General features: G+C 34.2%; 15 protein-coding genes. 5 read left to right on the top strand and 10 right to left on the bottom strand.

Annotation, left to right across the window (positions count from 1 at the left end):
- Positions 1-156: 156 nt before the first annotated feature.
- Positions 157-1,044 carry a ComEA family DNA-binding protein gene (locus AC4PRO_RS07630; RefSeq protein ID WP_492116923.1) on the bottom strand — a complete coding sequence of 296 codons (888 nt, stop codon included), beginning with the start codon at positions 1,042-1,044 and terminating at the stop codon, positions 157-159.
- A gap of 318 nt (positions 1,045-1,362) precedes the next feature.
- Here AC4PRO_RS07630 and AC4PRO_RS07625 point away from each other — a divergent pair, with 318 nt between their 5' ends.
- Positions 1,363-2,814: an amino acid permease gene (locus tag AC4PRO_RS07625; protein ID WP_492116922.1), complete on the top strand. Its 1,452-nt coding sequence runs from the start codon at positions 1,363-1,365 to the stop codon at positions 2,812-2,814.
- 82 nt (positions 2,815-2,896) lie between these two features.
- Here AC4PRO_RS07625 and AC4PRO_RS07620 read toward each other — a convergent pair whose 3' ends face one another.
- From AC4PRO_RS07620 to AC4PRO_RS07590, 7 genes are all read right to left on the bottom strand, one after another.
- Positions 2,897-3,136: a PspC family transcriptional regulator gene (locus AC4PRO_RS07620; protein ID WP_074721373.1), complete on the bottom strand. Its 240-nt coding sequence runs from the start codon at positions 3,134-3,136 to the stop codon at positions 2,897-2,899.
- A 70-nt stretch (positions 3,137-3,206) separates the two neighbouring features.
- On the bottom strand, positions 3,207-4,478 hold the full coding sequence (locus AC4PRO_RS07615; RefSeq protein ID WP_492116921.1) for a DUF2851 family protein: 1,272 nt from the start codon (positions 4,476-4,478) through the stop codon (positions 3,207-3,209).
- Positions 4,479-4,552: 74 nt separating this feature from the next.
- A complete protein-coding gene (locus AC4PRO_RS07610) occupies positions 4,553-5,035 on the bottom strand; it encodes a 3'-5' exonuclease (protein ID WP_074721377.1) in 483 nt (160 codons plus the stop codon).
- Between the two features lie 95 nt (positions 5,036-5,130).
- Positions 5,131-6,492 (bottom strand): pyridoxal-phosphate dependent enzyme, encoded by a 1,362-nt coding sequence (locus tag AC4PRO_RS07605; RefSeq protein WP_074721379.1) that lies wholly within the window; start codon positions 6,490-6,492, stop codon positions 5,131-5,133.
- A 244-nt stretch (positions 6,493-6,736) separates the two neighbouring features.
- Positions 6,737-8,683, bottom strand: a complete 1,947-nt coding sequence (locus tag AC4PRO_RS07600) for a putative porin (RefSeq protein ID WP_492116920.1) — start codon at positions 8,681-8,683, stop codon at positions 6,737-6,739.
- Positions 8,684-8,930: 247 nt separating this feature from the next.
- Positions 8,931-10,427 carry a RagB/SusD family nutrient uptake outer membrane protein gene (locus AC4PRO_RS07595; RefSeq protein ID WP_492116919.1) on the bottom strand — a complete coding sequence of 499 codons (1,497 nt, stop codon included), beginning with the start codon at positions 10,425-10,427 and terminating at the stop codon, positions 8,931-8,933.
- 9 nt (positions 10,428-10,436) lie between these two features.
- On the bottom strand, positions 10,437-13,577 hold the full coding sequence (locus AC4PRO_RS07590) for a SusC/RagA family TonB-linked outer membrane protein (protein WP_492116918.1): 3,141 nt from the start codon (positions 13,575-13,577) through the stop codon (positions 10,437-10,439).
- A 173-nt stretch (positions 13,578-13,750) separates the two neighbouring features.
- Between AC4PRO_RS07590 and rnhB the strand changes: the two genes are divergently transcribed.
- A complete protein-coding gene (gene rnhB, locus AC4PRO_RS07585) occupies positions 13,751-14,410 on the top strand; it encodes a ribonuclease HII (protein ID WP_492116917.1) in 660 nt (219 codons plus the stop codon).
- A gap of 290 nt (positions 14,411-14,700) precedes the next feature.
- Here the strand turns inward: rnhB and lipB are convergent, their stop codons facing one another.
- Both lipB and AC4PRO_RS07575 read right to left on the bottom strand, forming a co-directional pair.
- Positions 14,701-15,411, bottom strand: a complete 711-nt coding sequence (lipB, locus tag AC4PRO_RS07580) for a lipoyl(octanoyl) transferase LipB (RefSeq protein ID WP_492116916.1) — start codon at positions 15,409-15,411, stop codon at positions 14,701-14,703.
- Between the two features lie 153 nt (positions 15,412-15,564).
- Positions 15,565-16,290, bottom strand: a complete 726-nt coding sequence (locus AC4PRO_RS07575) for a hypothetical protein (protein ID WP_074721389.1) — start codon at positions 16,288-16,290, stop codon at positions 15,565-15,567.
- 284 nt (positions 16,291-16,574) lie between these two features.
- Here AC4PRO_RS07575 and lysS point away from each other — a divergent pair, with 284 nt between their 5' ends.
- The 3 genes from lysS to AC4PRO_RS07560 all read left to right on the top strand — a co-directional run bounded on the left by lysS (position 16,575) and on the right by AC4PRO_RS07560 (position 19,651).
- Positions 16,575-18,278, top strand: a complete 1,704-nt coding sequence (lysS, locus tag AC4PRO_RS07570) for a lysine--tRNA ligase (RefSeq protein WP_074721391.1) — start codon at positions 16,575-16,577, stop codon at positions 18,276-18,278.
- A gap of 247 nt (positions 18,279-18,525) precedes the next feature.
- Positions 18,526-19,011 carry an RNA polymerase sigma factor gene (locus AC4PRO_RS07565; RefSeq protein WP_492116915.1) on the top strand — a complete coding sequence of 162 codons (486 nt, stop codon included), beginning with the start codon at positions 18,526-18,528 and terminating at the stop codon, positions 19,009-19,011.
- Positions 18,995-19,651: a hypothetical protein gene (locus AC4PRO_RS07560; RefSeq protein WP_492116914.1), complete on the top strand. Its 657-nt coding sequence runs from the start codon at positions 18,995-18,997 to the stop codon at positions 19,649-19,651. The genes AC4PRO_RS07565 and AC4PRO_RS07560 overlap by 17 nt, the downstream gene beginning before the upstream one ends.
- Positions 19,652-19,678: the final 27 nt, after the last annotated feature.

The following is a 19,678-nucleotide window of genomic DNA, read 5'->3' as shown; positions in this document are numbered from 1 at the left end:
TTGATGTGATTGAAACAAAAAGCGACAGCTTTATATTTCAGGACTTGGTTTTTTTGAGTTACACAATCGAGCGACGTTTTATAGAAATAGAAACCTACGACAAAACAACCATTTTGCAGTAAATTAAAAAATTTCAAACCAGCTAATTATAAACTTCTAATTAAAGTCCAAATATAAGGCAATTATATTTGCCTTATCAACAGGAAATCCCTTAATTTTTGTTAAATCCTCAATATTTCTAATATCTCCGTTCATACTCCTATAGGTCACAATTTCTTTTGCAAGAGCATATCTAAAATAAGAGAACTGAGAAATTTCCTTTAAAGAAGCGTTATTTATGGCGATTTTATTAACTAAAGGTAAAGTGTACACTTTAAAATGAGAATTAAGATTTGCAACAACTTCAGGAGACAAACCCCAGACATCAGTCATCTGATCCATGGACACAAATCCACCAAGACTTTCTTTTAACTTTAGGATTCGTAGCGAAATCGCTTCTCCTATTCCATAAATTTTAATTAGATCTTCTTGTGTCGCACGGTTAATATCTATTAAAACTATTTTTTCTTTTTTGGCAAAACCCATCTTTTCATATTTAATGTACCCCCTACTTTCTGCTTTATTTTTTACCCAATTCGGAAATTTAAAATAAGGCGCTATAGCATTTAACAACGAATCTGAAATTTGAGTAACGGCTTGAAATTCTTTTGGAGAGTTAACATATTTATTTTCTTTTCTATAATCCAATAGTCTGTCAATTTCAAGAACAGACATTCCGAGCTTGTATCCTTTATAATCGGTAATGAAATTGGGATTAAACAGATATATCTTTTTACTATACTTTGGATTTGACTCTTTTAATGAATCAATTTTAGATTGCAGCGAAAGCCATTTCTGTTTATTAGGAGAAATGGTTTGCAGTGAACTGAAATCAAAGAAATAATAAACCGATTGCAAAACGATTATTATTGCAAACAATATCAAAATACCTGCGCGTTGCTCTGAGAAAAATGCGAAATAACTCCTTATACCTCTTAAATGCATTTTGAAAGAAATAAATGTAAAGAAATTTTGACCATTTTCACTGCTTTTAAAAATTAACTACTCGCTGTTATTAAAGCCTAAATTTAGAAAATAATTTTTGAAATATACATTTCTAAAAAAATAATAATCTAAATATCAGCGTTTAATTACTACTTACATAACGAAATCCATAATCCATGTTGCATTTAATTCTGAAAAACTTGACTAAACTAAAGCACCACAATAAATTTATTTCCATATTAATTTATATAATAACTTTTATTTTTTATAAAATAAATAATACATTTGGGCACTATTAATACTAAAACTAATAAATATATGTCAATTTGGAAAACAAAACCACTTTCGGTTTTATTAAATGAAGCATCAGAAGATGAAAAAGGGCTAAAAAGAACTTTATCTTCAAGATCCCTAGTTGCTTTAGGAGTTGGTGCAATTATCGGAGCGGGTTTATTTTCCTTAACTGGAATTGCTGCTGCTGAACATGCTGGACCTGCAGTTACACTTTCATTTATTTTAGCAGCTGTAGGCTGTGCCTTTGCTGGACTATGCTATGCTGAATTTGCTTCAATGATACCCGTTGCAGGTAGTGCTTATACGTATTCCTATGCAACTATGGGAGAATTCATGGCTTGGATTATTGGTTGGGATTTAGTTCTTGAATATGCTTTAGGAGCTGCAACCGTTGGGGTCAGCTGGTCGCGATACTTACTCGAATTATTAAATAAATATGGTGTACATCTAAATCCAAAATTTATATGTTCCCCCTGGGAAACCTTAACATTGGGTGACGGTACCATCATAGATGGCGGGTACATCAATCTACCAGCTATCTTAATAGTATCTGCACTATCATTATTATTAATAAGAGGAACCCAAGAGTCTGCTTCTATAAATAATATATTAGTGGTATTAAAAGTTATCGTTGTAATTATGTTTATTGTTTTAGGATGGGATTATATAGACCCTGCAAATTACTCTCCATATATTCCTGAAAATACTGGCGTTAAAGGTCAATTTGGTTGGTCTGGAATTGCTGCCGGAGCCGGAACCGTCTTCTTTGCCTTCATTGGTTTTGATGCTGTTTCAACTGCTGCACAAGAAGCAAAAAACCCTCAAAAAGGGATGCCAATTGGTATTTTAGGTTCATTAGTTATCTGTACAATACTATATGTGTTGTTTGCTCACGTTATGACTGGTCTAGTACCTTATTACAAATTTGTAGGTGATGCAAAACCTGCTGCGACAGCATTTGCGGTAACTGGATATTCTTTCCTTCAAACAGGATTAATTGTGGCTATTTTAGCTGGGTATACTTCTGTGATGCTTGTGATGTTAATGGGACAAAGTCGTGTTTTCTACACTATGAGTAAAGATGGACTTTTACCTCCTTTATTTGGACAAATACATTCAAAATTCCGTACTCCTTATAAAACAAACCTTTTCTTTATGGTTTTCGTTAGTTTATTTGCTGGTTTTGTTCCGGTAAGCGATCTAGGACACATGGTAAGTATTGGAACCTTGCTTGCTTTCGTATTAGTATGTATTGGTGTGTTAGTAATGCGTAAAAAAATGCCAGATGCACCAAGATCTTTCAAAACTCCATTTGTTCCTTATGTACCGATTGCAGGAGTTTTAGTTTGTACTTACTTAATGTACTCTCTACCCTATGAAAGTTGGATTCGATTAGTTCTTTGGATGGCAATTGGTGTTGCTCTGTATTTTGTTTACGGTAAAAAGCACAGTAAATTAAATAATCCGGATAAATAGATTTATTCTAATATAAAAAAGGGATGATAAAGTACTTAAATACTTTATCATCCCTTTTTCTTTGCACCTATTTTAAGTTTTGTTACAAGTCAAATACAGAAGTTCTCTTAGCACGAATCAAATCCTTTAGCCTAATCCAAAAGGCTAGCGTTAAATACACTCCAAACCATAATCCAACCGTAACAAATGATATATAAATAAAGAACAGTCTTACGCTCGTCACCCTCATTCCTAAACTATCTGCTAGACGCGATGATACATGGAAGCCATACTTTTCAAAAAAGTATTTAAGCTTAATTATTCTAGGTACACTTTGTCCCATTGCATTATTTTTATAATCTATTTTACAAAAGTACGAAATTATTATTTCTCGAAATTAAAACAGATAAGAATCAGTCCGTTTTCATTAATTCCATACCGATCGCACATTCTAAACATTTGCCTTTAGAACAGTACTCATTCTTAAGTTGTAGCATCGATTGTGTTTCAAAAGCACTTACTGACTTCACTCCAAAAGATTTAAATTTATCTATAATAGCATTTTTTTCTGGTGCAACTTGATCCAGCAATTGGATTAAATCTTCCGTAATCTCCTCTCCCTTACTTTTAGCATAAGCAAATTGAATTGGCATTAAGGTATTTACAATAATCAAATCTATAAATGACTTTGACAGCATCTTCTTCTTCTTTGAACTTTCCTTATCAAATTGATAATGGTCTTGCCAATAAGAAGAAGCGGAAACCTGAAAAAGATCATAGATTACCTTAACCGAAGTAATCTCGCTTATTTGTGAAAACAGATTTTGATTGCTATGATACAAATTGGCAAACTGTGAGAGTCGTATCGTGGGAAAATTATCAGGGCGGTGCTTAAAAAACTCAACGGGATTACCGCTGCATTTTTCTATTTGGTATTTGTGCAATAAATAGTAATACCTGAATTTTAAATCTTTAAAATAATTATCCTCCTTTTCAACGTCTAATAACCCTGCATTACCAAAGAGTAAGCTTTCCAAATTTTCGACCTCAAAACTTTCCTTTCTTATAACAGAAAACGGAATGGAAGTCGCTATTCTCAGAAAGGTTTCTCCGTTCGTATTCAATCCGAAGTTTTTTGCCAACAGACAAAACAAAACCACCTCCCAATCGTTATTAGTTTGTCGTAGCAACTCAAAAACAGGTTTGGACTTTCTTTCTAAACGTTCAAAAAACAAGCGCTCTTGCCAGTTTTTTAAAATAAAAGGAGAAATAGCAGCTAACTGCTTTTCACAGAAAATCCATGCCTTTGGAGACATTAATGACTGATAATTAACAATCGTATCTTGGTCGACATACTTCTTAAGTTCCAGAACAGGAATTTCAGTATTGTTTTTTCTATAAATTTCAGTATCGTGTTCCCAAACTACATGCAGAATTACGTTTTCGTATGCCGCATCTCTTTCGTGATGATGCACATACCAGTCAGAAGATTTAAGGTGAATCTCTACGTTTCCCGCCCACATTTGATCATCGATTGTGATTTGAGCATTAAAAAAATCAGGACCTGCCAGTTCTAAATACTGCCCCACATTGGCAATCGTGATTTGCTCGTGATTTGAAGTTTTCAAATTTAGGACATCAAACTTCTTAAATTTCCAGAGGTAATGTAGAAAATCTTCTTTCATCGTAAAGCCTTGTAGTTAAGAGACTAAAGTAATGAAAAAACAAACAACTTGTACTTCCTATTAAATTTCGAAAACTATCTCAGTAAATACAATTTGGCGCAAGCCCGAGCATCTGACAAAGCTTCATGGTGATTCAATTGAATTTTCATTGTACGGCAGCAATCACTAAGCTTTGTTGGTTTTAATCCTTTGGCTTTGTATATTTTCACGGTACATTCCCAGCGAGCTGACAAATTCAAATCCTCATAATTTAAACCACACAGCGCCATTGATTTGGCCAAAACATTTCTGTCGAAGCTTTCATTATGCGCCACAACAACTCTATTCTGGAGTCGTTTTTGGATTTCAGGAAATATCTGTGCAAATGATTTGGCATTCACCGTATCCCTTGGATAAATTCCATGGACTTGAATTGTAAAAGGGGAATACAGATTGTTTGGCGGTTTAATCAAACTGACAAACTCGTCTACTATTACTCCATTCTCAACTGTCACTATTCCCACTGAACAAGGGTGAAATGCAGTAGCCGTTTCAAAATCTATTGCCGTAAATGTCATTCTGTTTTATTTATTGTTTCTGAAAAAACCACGAATTTAACGAATTTAATTCGTCAATTCCGTGGTCTATACAATGTAATTATCGGAACTAAAAACTATTTAATAGAACCTATAATATCATATTTTGTAATAATATGGTGTCTTCCTTTTCCTAAATCAATTAATACCGCCGCATTATCTCTGGTAAACAATTTAGAAACTTCTTCGATTGTCGTTCCCAGTTGCACGATAGGATAAGGACTTCCCATGATTTCCCGAATTGGTCTTTCGGCTGAGTTTTTATCTTGCACATAACTTTGGAATAAGTCAGACTCATCCAGAGAACCTACAAATCCTGTAATATCCATAACTGGTATTTGTGAGATTTTATATTTACGCATTCTTTCAATCGCATGTGAAACCAATTCTTCTGTACGAGCTACAATTAATGGCTTATCAATATGATCTTTGATTACATCTTCGGCTTTTGTAACTTCCTCTTCAAGAAAACCACGTTCGCGCATCCAATCATCATTGAACATCTTCCCTACATAACGGCTTCCTGAATCATGAAACAAAACAACAACTACATCTTCTGGTTTGAAATGCTCCTTTAGTTGCAACAGCCCTTTTATGGCAGCTCCAGCTGAATTCCCAACGAAAATCCCTTCTTCAAGAGCAATTTTTCGGGTGTATACTGCAGCATCTTTATCTGTTACTTTGGTAAAACCATCAATCAAAGAAAAATCTACATTCAATGGCAAAATATCTTCTCCAATTCCTTCTGTTATATAAGAATAAATCTCGTTTTCATCAAAAATACCTGTTTCATGGTATTTTTTAAATACGGAACCATAGGTGTCAATTCCCCAAATCTTAATATTAGGATTTTTTTCTTTAAGGTATTTTCCAACACCGGAAATGGTTCCTCCAGTACCAACACCTGATACAAAATGAGTAATTTTACCCTCTGTTTGCTCCCAAATTTCTGGGCCTGTTTGCTCGTAATGTGCAATAGCATTCGACGGATTGTCATATTGATTTACATACCAAGAATTAGGTGTTTCAGTCGCTAATCTTTTAGAAACAGAATAATAGGAACGGGGATCCGTAGGCTCCACATCTGTAGGACATACCACAACTTTTGCTCCAACAGCGCGAAGGATGTCCATTTTTTCTTTAGATTGTTTATCCGAAATCACACAAATTAATTTGTATCCCTTGATAATAGCTACTAAAGCCAGTCCCATTCCTGTATTTCCGGAAGTCCCTTCAATAATAGTTCCTCCTGGTTTTAGTCTACCGTCAGCCTCAGCATCTTCAATCATTTTTACCGCCATTCTATCTTTTACAGAATTACCGGGATTAAAAGTTTCTACTTTAGCTAGCACTAATGCATCTATTCCTTCAGTAACTTTATTTAACTTCACTAACGGTGTATTGCCTATTGTGCCTAATATATTTTCTGCGTATTGCATTTAATTGTAATTTTTAAGATTGTAATTTGTTATAAATACTTTTGCAAAGATAGTATTTTGTTAGAAAACATTCCTGCTTCTGTAAAATTGCGTTCTTGATTACTTCCTGCACTTTTATTTAAATAGAAGTACAGTGAATTTCATTTAAGGCAAAATCCTTTAAGTAATTGTGGTCGAACCAATGAAGACAGATCATTCCGAAGAGTCTGGAGTAGTAGACGACTCCAAAAAAAAAACGAAGAAATTAATTAAAGAAGTTCCAGATTAGCCCAAAACGAATCATGAAATCACGATACGGATTATTAGGAGCAGAGTAGAAATTATTTCCTGTTAGAGACGAATTAAAATGCTCTGCTTTCAAGTAAATTCTGGTTCTTTGAATCCGTGCATTAATAAAAAAATCAAAGTTTGGATAATTTCCAATTTCTTTTTTATTTTGAATAAAGAACTCTCCGATTACCGGATTATAATCATTTGCCAAATAGTTTGTGAAATAATTTAAGGTAATCCCGGTTTGTAAAAACAAGGCTTTTTTGAACAAATAATTAGTGTAATAAATGGTGTTTCTGGTCACAATTTCAGGAACGTTTAAGATCGCATCCTGTTGACTCACTTTTTGATATAAAAGGGTATTGTCAAGCGCAAATCTTCCGAATTTAATTTCTTTATTTGCCTTAACAGAAACATAATTTATGGTGTTCCCATATTGATTTGGATTCACAATTTGCTGACTTTCATCAGTAGCAATATTTTCAAAATAGAGATGATCATCTAACGTCAAAAACTGTACTGATGCTTCTACCCATGGAGTTATCGCATTAGCCGTGACCGAGTTTATTTTTTCATTCTTAAAATTATTAGACCAGTTGTAATTAATATAACTGCTTTGATACAAATTATAATTGTCATTGGGTAACTTATTCAAGTTTTGGTATCCAAAAGAGAATTGATAATCATCATTAAAATCATAATTTAATTTAGCCTCCAAATTTGATAGGGATTGATTTGTCACTGATCTTGAATACAGGAACTTCCCATTCCATTTCTTTTTTTGATATTCATACTGTCCTCCGGCACTGTTTATATTTCTAGTTAGTGAAGCCGGAATAGTTTTGTCATCCCTAATTAATATTTGGCTGTAGTAATAATTGCTTCTGAAGTCATCTGCAAAAAACTGAAACTTCCCAAGCGTTGTGTTTTCATACATCAAGCCCAGTTTATTATACATTTTGTTATAATGTGTCTGATCATTAATACCACTTGTCACATAAGAATCCCCAAATCTATAAACTGTTTGTACGCCTACAGTTGAAGGCACCGTTGCCTGATTGTATTCAAAAAATTTATTCTCGTAATTAAATTGATGGCTCACATATAAATTGTTAGCTCCTTTCTTAGCATTTATTCTCATAAAGTGATCCAAGAATACACGCTTGCCTTTTAGAAAGGATTTAGCATCTTTAAAATAAATCTCGAGTCTTTGTCTATTATCATACTTAGGGTCTTCATTTTCAAAATCACTGATTGTGGTAATTCCACCATTTTCCTCATTTAAGATGTCCTGATAGGTAAAATGTGCATTCGCAAAATAGCGTTTATTTAGCGTATTATAACTTGTGGTATATCTGAAATTTCCTGTGCTTGACAACTGATTAATATATTTTCCCTCAGAACGCAGGCCTTTGTAAGCAATCGAAAAATTAAGCCTTGGCGAAATGTTTAATGTAAAAAAAGCATCCAGAGATTGTCCCTTTTGCATCACCGATTTGAAATACAATTCAGTAACTGGAGTGGCTACAGAGCTATATTTTATTTGGTTTGCTTCCAGAAAATTAAAATGCTTGGCCTTGAAGCCAAATTCCGGATAAGGAGTAAACTGCGTTAAACTATATTGTAAGGTATTATAAGTTTGTCCCTCATTGGCGAAAGCCAAAAGTCCAAAATTATCCTTTCGTAAATAATTAAAACTATATTCTCTTTTAATGGTCAGTGAAGTGTCTAGATAAGTAGTGTCGCGTTCTATAGAAATAAAACGGTATTGATCCATTGCTGCGACTTTTTGTGAAGTGGAATTTTTTGACGCCTCTGGCTTACTCTGATATTTATCGTTTATCGAATCATCGCCTGATTGTACTTGAGAAAACAAGACTGTTGGCAATACTAAAAAATATAGAAAAAAAAGAATTCTCATTTGTAAAGTGATCTAATTATGGCTACTATTCCCACGCTAGTGATTGAACAAAGGTAAATGATAAATTCATATAAAAAAATACTTTAAAAACACTCTTCTTTTACAAATAGACTTTACGATTCGACCCAAAAATTTAAACTCAATCATAGGTGAAATAAAAAAAATCTGCCCAATAAATTGGGCAGATCTTCTACTAAAATCAAAACATAAATAATTATAAGTTATTTTGTCCTGTGGATGCACAAAATTAATTTGGATTTTGCTGAATTAGAGGATTAGCATTCATTTCCGCTCTTGGAAACAACCATTGCCATCTTTTATCACCAGCAGGAATACTAAACACCTGTGCGACTGACGATATATGATTAGAAGTCGTCGCAGGAACTGTAGTAGGTCCAACTCTATCTAAAGACGAATTAGTTCTTTTCAAATCATAAAATCTAAACCCTTCTCCCCATAATTCAAGTCTTCTGTGTAAATAGATTTCATCACGCAACGCTTGACCTGTAGCTGTCGACTTTACATAGGCAGGATTCCTATTTGAAATTAACGTAAATAAGGCTTGAGATGCAGTAGCATCATTCATCCAGGCTTTTGCTTCCGCCTCTATAAGATACATTTCAGCAATACGCATGTAAGGAACATCACATCTACTATCACCAGTACTTACCGAAAGAAATTTTTGACTAGTGTAAGGAAATTTTACTGCAGTTGAAACCAAAGTAATATTTGGGTGCGCTCCTGTTTTGCTAAAAATTGTAGTACGTACGTCTGTAGCAGGAAAACGATCCCAAAGTTTGTTGAAAATTGCTTTTGGACAAGAACGAATTACCGTAGAACTGAAATTTCGTGACATATAAGCACCAAAATTTGCAAATGATTCCGATTGAAGTTCGTTTACAAAGCTTCCCCACATCCATTCTGAATTCGTATATGAATTAAAACCTGAAGCATAAGCAGCATTAGTCATTAACGATTTTCCAGTTCTTGCAAGTATTGCGTTAGCAGAAGCTACTGGCCAGTTTTGTTGTACCAATGCTACACGTGCCTTTAATCCTTGCGCTACTCTTAAGTCTAAATGGGAATTGTTTGGTTTATTATAACCTACTAGCAAAGTCAAAGCACCATCAATATCCTTATTAATTTGAGTATACACCTCTTCAACAGTTGATCTAGGTAATCTCTCCTCAGACACTTTAAGCACTAATGGGATACCTAATTGCGAATTAGGAATAGTTGTTTTGTCATAACGTCCTCCGTATAGTTGTACTAATTGGAAATGACAAAAAGCTCTATATAATAGGGCTTGCCCTTTAATTATCTTTTTATCAGCATCAGCCCCAATAGCATTATCTACTGCCTCTAATATTGTATTAGCATTTCTGTTAATTCTATAAAAAGTTCTGTATGGGAATGCTACATCTTGGGAATTTTCATTGTTCAAACCTGTCCAATTGTAAACTCCTAAAAACCATCCGTTTGAAATTGGATAAACAAGATCCTCTCCTGCGATATCCACTTGTTGCATACATCCAGCAATACCAGTTTCATTTTGCCCTTCATATCTGATATATAGAGAACGATGAATTCCGTTTAGAGAGGAATATAGATTAGCCGTTGTAGAAGTTGCTGAAGCATAATCAACAAACTCTGTAGGTTTCTTTACTAAGAAATCTTCTGAACACGAGCTTAATGAAAGTACCGTTAGTACTATCAATAAAAGTTTTTTGTTTAGTGTTTTCATGATATAATATTAAAAGTTTAAGTTGACACCAAATGAAATTACTCTAGAAGGCGAAAATCTATTTTGCGTAGTTCCATTAAAATTAGCTTGTGGATCCATTCCCTTTTGCTTAGTAAATAGAACTAAATTTTCTCCATTCATATAGAACTTAACCGCATCAATTTTTAATTGCGAAGTGATTTCTCTAGGTAAATTGTAAGATAAGGAAACTTGTCTTAATGAAAGATAATCAGAATCAACCAACCAACGACTTGACGCTGCTGAATTCTGTGGATTTCTTGCTATATTCATTGCAGGGACATTAGTAATATCTCCTGGGTTTTGCCATCTGTTTAAGATGTCTTTATGCAAAGCAGATCCGTAAGTAATACCTGAATGCATTAGACCTGCATAGTTTGAATCATATATTTTACCACCTAACTGATAGGTAAATAACACATCCATTTGAAATCCACCTAATTTGAAACTATTTGTAAAGCTACCAAATAAATCAGGTAAAGCCGATCCTTGATATTCATATAATGCCTTGTTTTGATTTATCGTAACATTCACTCCATTAACTACCCTAGAATCAGTGTCTGTTGGATTAGTTAGTAAAGGATCTACAATAAACAATGCATATCCATCGGACGGATCTACTCCATACCAGCTTCTTAACCAGTAATCATAAATTGAACTTCCTACAGTATATTTTTTAGTTCCTGTAATAATTTCGCTTTGTGGTAATGAAGTTATTTGATTTTTAATAGTAGATGCATTAATGTTAATGTTCCAAGAGAAGTCTTTTGTTTTTAAAATCATTCCATCTAACGAAACTTCAAAACCCTGATTAAACATTGAACCTATATTTGCAACTTTAGAATCTAAACCAGACGATACAGGAAGTGGTACATTAAAAATTAATCCATCTGTTTTTCTGTTGTAATATTCTACAGAACCTTTTAATCTATTATTGAAAAAAGCAAAATCTAAAGCAATATCTTTTTGCGTATTTTTCTCCCATTTTAAATTTGGTGCTCCTTGATCATTTGTAATAACCCCACCTTCATTAGCATTATTAAACCCTAGTGAAAAAGTTGGCGCTCCAATGTAAAAATTCAAACCATCATTGCTAATATGAGAATCATTACCTACCTCTCCAAATGAACCTCTTAACTTCAAGTCATTAATCCAAGTTATTTTTTCAACAAATGATTCTTTTCCTAAATTCCATGCAGCTCCTACTGAATAGAAATTTCCCCATTTGTTTACTTCAGCAAATTTTGAAGATCCATCACGACGGAAGGAGGCAGAAAAAATATATTTTTCATTAAAATCATATCCTACACGAGAAAAATATGACTCCGTAGCATAATTCCTAGTATAAGAAGTAAGATCAGATACCGTAATATAATTTATGAACTCTGTGTTATTTGGTACATTTTGTATTCTTTTTGAACCAAATAAGTAATTTAATTCATAATCAAAACTTTCATGTCCTACTAAAGCACTAAAATTATGATTTTTCACACTTTTGGTATAGTCAAGTAGTTGATTAAAAGTAGTACCTGTTGTAATTGTATTAGAGCGTGATGCATATCCATCAGGAGCTCCATCTCCAATCACTTTATTCCAGAAAACATTATTATTTGAATGTGTATTATCAAATGCAAGGTTAGTAGTGAATTTAAAATCTTTTAGAAATTTAAGCTCTACATAACTACGAGCATTAACAGTAAGACCTTTATTTCTATCAATATTATTTAAAGTTTCATAAACAACATTTCTTCCATTTGAAGCTCCAGATCCACGAAGCTGTGAATATACTGGATTACCTGCTCCATCTAGCACTACAGCTCCTGTCGCATCATGACTCAAAACTGGATATATTGGCCCCATATAACGAATCGTACGGAAAGGGTTGTTAAATGAAGTAGAATTCGCAGCACCGTCGACAGCTTGGTTTGAACTACTATAAACCCCCGTTAAGTTTACTCCAGTCTTAAACGAGTCGTTTAATTTTGTATTCACGTTTAAACGTGTTGTTGTACGCTTAAAGTCTGAATTTTGTATAGCTCCTTCTTCACTTAAATCACCAACAGACACAAAATAATCCGTTTTTTCTGTTCTTCCTTGATAATTGAAATCCACATTTCTTCTCACACCTACTCTAGCTAATTGCTTCTCCCAGTTCAAATCATCGGCATACAATAGTTTTGCATCTGGATTTAATTTTCCATTAGCATCAAATAAATTACTATTATCCACATTAAATGGATTAATAACTAAATCTATAGGAGTTCTAGTTGAGGCGAATGCATTTGCAGTAGCAAGAAGGGCAGGAGTACTTTTAGGCCTACTGTTTCTAATTGCTTCCCATGTTATTGGATAATAGTCAAAAGCATTTATTCTATCATATTCAGGAATTGATCTTGCAGAAAGACCTGTACTAGCGTTCAAAGTAAATTTATCTTTAGATGACGTACCTTTTTTTGTTGTAATAATTACAACTCCATTCGCTGCTTTAGAACCATATAAAGAGGTAGATGCCGCATCTTTCAAAATTGTCATACTCTCAACATCAGCAGCATTAATATCACTTATAGATCCAGTATAAGGTACTCCATCTACAACGTATAACGGAGTATTTGAACCACTAATAGAACTAAAACCTCTAATCCTTATCGCAGGTGCAGAACCTGGTTGACCAGAACCACTTTGAATTTGTACTCCAGAAACGGCACCTTCGATTCCTGCAAGAACGTTTGTCGCTGGCCTGTTTCCAAGTCCTTCTCCTTTTATGGTTGTAGAAGATCCCGTTATAGATGATTTTTTAGCTTTACCATAAGCAACAATAACTACCTCATCCATCTCTTCAGCAGCGGCAGTCATTTTAACATTTATGTTACTTGATACACCTACCGTTATTGATGTGTTTTTCATACCTAAATAGGAAAACACTAAAACTTGCCCCGGTTTTGCAATAATAGAATACTTTCCATCAAAATCAGTTTGAGTCGACCTGTTCATTCCTTTATTAAAAACGTTGGCTCCAGGAATAGGTCCCTGTGCATCTGAAATAGTCCCAGACACAACTTTCTCTTGCGCAAAAGAAAACTGCATAGATAACACTATTAATAGCGTAAAAATCCATTTGAATTTTAATCTCATATTTAAATTAATTTGAATTAGTTAATCCTACAAAAATCACAAATAATTCTTAAAAAAAATTTTTTTTTATTAATGTTTATTAAAAATTAATTCATTATTAAATTCATTAAAAAAAAACGAATATTACACAAATAATTAACAACAAATACTATTTTTGTCAGAAATACAGCCAAATGTTAAAATTATTCTTTTTTTCGTCACATTTAGAATCTGGAACCGATGAGGCCGGCCGAGGTTGTCTTGCAGGACCTGTTACTGCCGCGGCTGTAATCCTTCCTTCTGATTTTGAAAACATAATTCTAAACGACAGCAAACAATTATCTGAGAAAGCGAGAGAAAAATTACGCCCTTTTATTGAGCAGCAAGCCGTTACTTTTGCTGTAACTCACCTAGAACCTTTAGAAATTGCTGACATCAATATTTTGAATGCCTCGATAAAAGCAATGCAGGAATGCGTTTTGAAACTCAATCCGCAACCTGAATATATTATTGTAGATGGGAACAGTCCTTTTATTCGAAAAAAAGGGATCAAGAACAGTAGTGGGAAAATTTTTACTCCCGCAGAGCTTACTATTTTGACCTCCATTCCGAGTAGCAGTATTGTAAAAGGAGATGCCAAATTCATGAGTATTGCCGCCGCATCCGTATTGGCAAAAACGTATCGGGATGATTACATGAACAGGATTCACGAAGAATTTCCAATGTACAACTGGAAACAAAACAAAGGATATCCAACAAAAGAACACCGAGAAGCAATTAGAAAATATGGCGTTACTAAATACCACAGAATGAGTTTTAGATTGTTGCCTGAGCAGCAGAAATTTGATTTTTGATTGTAAATTAACGATTTTTGATCTCAGATTTTAAACTAAAGAACTTCTTATACCTTCTCAGTATAGAAAATACTGTAAAATTTATCAGACCCCAAATCTAACACTTAGTTTGTCATTCCGACGAAGGAGGAATCCCCGTTATGTGAGTGGCTTGATGAGATTCCTCCTTTGTCGGAATGACAAGATTGTGGTTGTGTTCTATTACAGTATATTCAAAAATAAAATAGTATTATATTTTTTGATTCCAGATCTATACTAAATACAAAATTCTGATTTGATATTGAAATTTGTTATGGTGCTATATATTGAAATTCACAACCAAACAATGCAGTTAAATGTTTCAAGATTTTTTCTTTTACTTCGTCCTCATTTACTTTTTCAACACCAAGTTCCACATTTAAAGAAGTTACCGCTTTACCACGAATTCCGCATGGAATGATATTATCGAAGTAACCTAAATCAGCATTTACGTTTAACGCAAATCCATGCATGGTCACCCAGCGTGAAGCACGAACTCCCAACGCACATATTTTGCGTGCAAATGGTGTTCCTACGCCTAACCAAACCCCTGTTTCGCCATCGCTTCGACCGCATGCTATACCATATTCCTGTAAAGTAAGAATAATGGCTTCTTCCAGAAAGCGTAAATATTTATGAATATCAGTAAAGAAATTATCTAAGTCTAAAATAGGATACCCTACAATTTGTCCAGGCCCATGATAGGTAATATCACCGCCACGATTGATCTTGTAAAAGGTGGCGCCTTTGTCTTCGAGTTGTTTTTCGGACAACAATAAATTAGATAAATCACCGCTTTTTCCCAAGGTGTATACATGTGGGTGCTCTACAAACAAAAAATAATTTGGAGTCTCTAAAGTGAGTTCCTCTCGCCTATTTCTAATTTTTAGATCAACGATTCCTTTGAACAGTTCTTCTTGGTATTCCCAAGTTTCCTTGTAGTCTTTATTTCCTAAATCTTGAAGTTGGATTGTTTTGTTCATTTGAAATTGTTAGGAGTTGCGAAGCACGAAGCAAGGCAATCTATTTTCGTTCACTTATTTGTTGGATACAAAGGTACTATTAATTCTCGTTTTATGCCATGAAGACACAAAGTCACAAAGTTTGTTAGTTAACGATTTTTTTAAAATAATAATTTATTCCAACACTACCTCAAGATTTGTACTTGTAGGGTTTTGTAGAAAGTCAACTATATTGAATTGTAATTCCAGCGATTTTTTATCGGAGCTAATTATTGCGTTGTGATTTGAAACAGCTTTTATTTTTCGTGGAAAATGATACTTAATTATGTAGGTCTGTACTAGCTTAAAGCTAGCAAGCTTCGTTTTATAGATTTCCAATTTTTCTTTTTCTGTTATAAAAATAGCCTCATCTGTAATGGTCACAATTCTATTAAACTGATTTCCGTTTAAAGTATAGCGAATATTATAATAATGCTCTTCGGCCGTTAAGGCGTAATTGTGCCTAATGTCATCCGCATAGTCTTGTGTTTTTGTCAAGTCTGCAATGTCTTCTACTTTCTTGAAATCTTGAGAAATTGTTGTTCTGTATTCTTTATCAAAAGCGCTTTTTTTCATGTGCACTTTTACGTTTTTAAAGCAGTTAAATAGTTCTTGCTCTTTTGGCGTGTACTTAATAAAATTAGCATTGTATTTATTGATGTATTCATCAAATACATAAGTGGTATCCTGAAAGACGGTTTCTTTAGAATACTCTTCTTTGGCAATTTGCATGTAGCTGTTTTCGTTTCTATGGCTATCATATTCAATATTCCCAGAATTATCTGGATTGATATGTAAAGTTTCAGTGACTTCACAACTCGATAAAAGGACTAGTAACAACAAAAGGCAGGTGTATTTCATATTCTATTTTTTAAAGTTCAAAAATACTAGACTTTTATATAACGACATGCTTTTTAACAAAATATTCTTACAAATACAACTCGTTGTGATCTAGCCCCGATTGAAAGCGATATCCCACGCTCATTTTTGGCGTGGATAAAGCGGAAAGCGGGACAGCTCGATATTGAATTTCGACTCCTTGTGCTCCAGAAATTCCACTTTAGAATATTCCTATTTTAGCAGTTGTTCACTTTGCAACTTTAAGACATAAAGACTATCTTTGCGCTCTTAAAATAAGCACAAAAATGGCATTATCAGAACAAGAAAACATCCGAAGAGAAAAACTTCAAGCCTTACGCAACTTAGGAATCAATCCTTATCCCGCTAATCTTTTTCCTGTAAATCATACTTCGAAGCAGATAAAATCGCAGTTTGAAGAAGGGAAGAAGGTAATTGTGGCCGGACGTTTGATGAGTGTGAGAGATCAAGGAAAAGCTTGTTTTGCCGAATTGCAAGATAGCGAAGGCCGTATTCAATTGTACGTCAATCGTGATGTTTTGTGTACTGGTGATGATAAAACATTGTACAATCAGGTATTCAAAAAATTAACCGATTTGGGTGATTTTATTGGTATCGAAGGAGAATTGTTTACGACTAAAGTGGGTGCACAATGTATTCGTGTTGATGGATTCACTTTCTTGAGTAAAACATTGCGTCCATTGCCATTACCAAAGGTAGATGAAGATGGAAAAGTACACGATGCTTTTAATGATGCTGAATTGCGTTACAGAATGCGTTATGTAGATTTAACCGTGAACGAGCATGTGAAAGAAACGTTTATCAAGAGAACAAAAATGTTCAACGCGATGCGTTCTTTCTTTAACGACAGAGGGTATCTTGAAGTAGAAACTCCTGTTTTACAACCGATTCCTGGTGGTGCTGCAGCGCGTCCGTTTATCACACACCACAACTCCCTTGACATGCCATTATACATGCGTATTGCTAATGAGTTGTATTTAAAAAGATTGATTGTTGGTGGTTTTGAAGGGGTTTATGAGTTTTCTAAAAATTTCCGAAATGAAGGAATGGATAGAACGCACAACCCAGAATTTACCGCTATGGAAATATATGTAGCCTACAAAGACTACAACTGGATGATGGAATTTGCCGAAGACCTTCTTGAGCATTGCGCGATTGCCGTTAACGGAACGAGCGAAGCTACTTTTGGCGAGCATAAAATCAACTTCAAAGCTCCTTATGCACGTGTAACAATGACTGATTCTATCAAGCATTTTACTGGTTTTGATATTTCAGGTAAAAGTGAAGCTGAATTATTTGATGCAGCAAGAGGCATGGGAATTGACGTGGATGCTACGATGGGTAAAGGGAAATTAATTGATGAGATTTTTGGCGCTAAATGCGAAGGAAATTATATTCAGCCAACATTCATTACAGACTATCCAAAGGAAATGTCACCCTTGTGTAAAGAACACAGAGACAATCCAGAATTGACGGAGCGTTTTGAATTAATGGTTTGCGGTAAAGAAGTGGCGAATGCTTACTCTGAGCTGAATGATCCAATTGACCAACGCAGCCGTTTTGAAGAGCAAATGCGTTTGTCTGAAAAAGGAGATGATGAAGCAACAGGAATAATTGACGAAGATTTTCTTAGAGCATTAGAATATGGAATGCCTCCAACATCTGGTATGGGAATAGGAATGGATCGTTTGATTATGTATTTGACTAATAATGCTTCTATTCAAGAAGTGTTGCTATTTCCACAAATGAGACCAGAGAAAAAACAAGTTCAAGTGGAACTGGAAGACGATGAAAAACTAATTGTTTCTTTATTGCAGGCTAATGAGAACCAAATGGAATTTGGATTACTAAAAATAAAATCAGAATTGAGCGGTAAAAAATGGGACAAAGCCATGAAAAACTTATCTTCTCTAGGAATGACTGAAGTCGTTGTTGACGGAGAAACTAAGGCTTGTCGCTTGAAAGAATAAGTAATTCTTAAAATTATAGTAAAAACGGTCATCTAAAAATTAGATGACCGTTTTTTTTTGAATATGCACCAGTGATTATTTTCTATAAAAAATGAGTAGCAATTAAAATTATAAATTTCTATCTACTTCTCTTCTATAATAACGATTCCAGTGAGGGAAAAGCCCGAACTTTTAAAAACTTTCTAAAAAAAAATTCTTGTACCTGTAATAATCCAGAACTTTAGCCACTAATTAAGAAAAAACAATAGTGAGTAGCGATTTTTACACCACATTCATTTTACCCTATTCAGGAATCATCATTAAGATCTGCAGGGCTTATACGAATACCCAAGAGGATTTTGAGGATTACTATCAAGAGGTCTGTTTACAGATTTGGAGAAGTCATGCCAGTTTTCGAGAACAATCGGAGTGGTCAACCTGGGTTTACAGGATATCATTAAATGTATGCTTGACTTTACTGAAGAAAAAAAAGAAACATAATTTTGTTTCTAATTCTTTGCCTGAAGAGGCAATAGAGGACAGCCGTTCTTTTGTAGATGAATCACTTAACCAACTCTATCAGGCAATCAGACAATTATCTGATGTGGACAGGGCGGTCATTATGCTTTATCTGGAAGAAAAGTCATATCAGGAAATCGCCGAAATTATTGGAACAAACCCAAACAACATCGGGGTGCGCATTAAACGAATTAAAGAACGATTAAAAAAATTATTAGATGAAAAAGTCAATTGAAACAATTTGGAAAGAAGGTTTTTTAAAAAACGATGCTCTAGTAGCGCCCAAACTGAACAATCTCTATAGTCAGAAATCGATAGATATTGTAGATAAATTTAGAAGAATGTATAAAATAAATCGGGTTGTAATCCTTGCATTTGCATTTATAATTTTGCCTCTTTCTTTTCTAGTCAAAATACCCTACATGGGCATCGGTATGTTCGTTTTATTCAACATACTAGCCGCAATAGCTCAGAAATTCAGTAGAAGCCTAAACAAACTGGACAAAACCGAAAGCAGCTACCAATACCTGATTTCGTTTGACAATTGGGTTAAAGAAATGGTTTCAACAAACACTAAACTCTCTCGATTTTTATATCCTTACGTTTTCATAACGATGACTGGTGGATTTTGGTTTGGAAGTATTGGAGGGGATATTCCAGGCAATACATTTTTAAACCACTTTATTGAGCGGTTCCCCGACAGCTATTTGGTCTTGGGTTTTCCCCTAATACTACTAGTTGTAGCATTCACAATCATCAGTTTACTAGCCTACTTTGGCGGACAAATAGGGAATTTCGATTTGAACCTTGTTTATGGAAGAATTCTAAAAAAACTAGATGAAATGCTCGCTGACATGGATGAATTAACAGCCTAATGGCTATTCGTCGAGCAATACATAAGC

The sequence above is a fragment of the Flavobacterium sp. DW-iso2 genome, assembly GCF_058725285.1.
The sequence above is the reverse complement of the archived record's forward strand: the minus strand, read 5'-3'. Positions and strand labels throughout refer to the sequence as shown.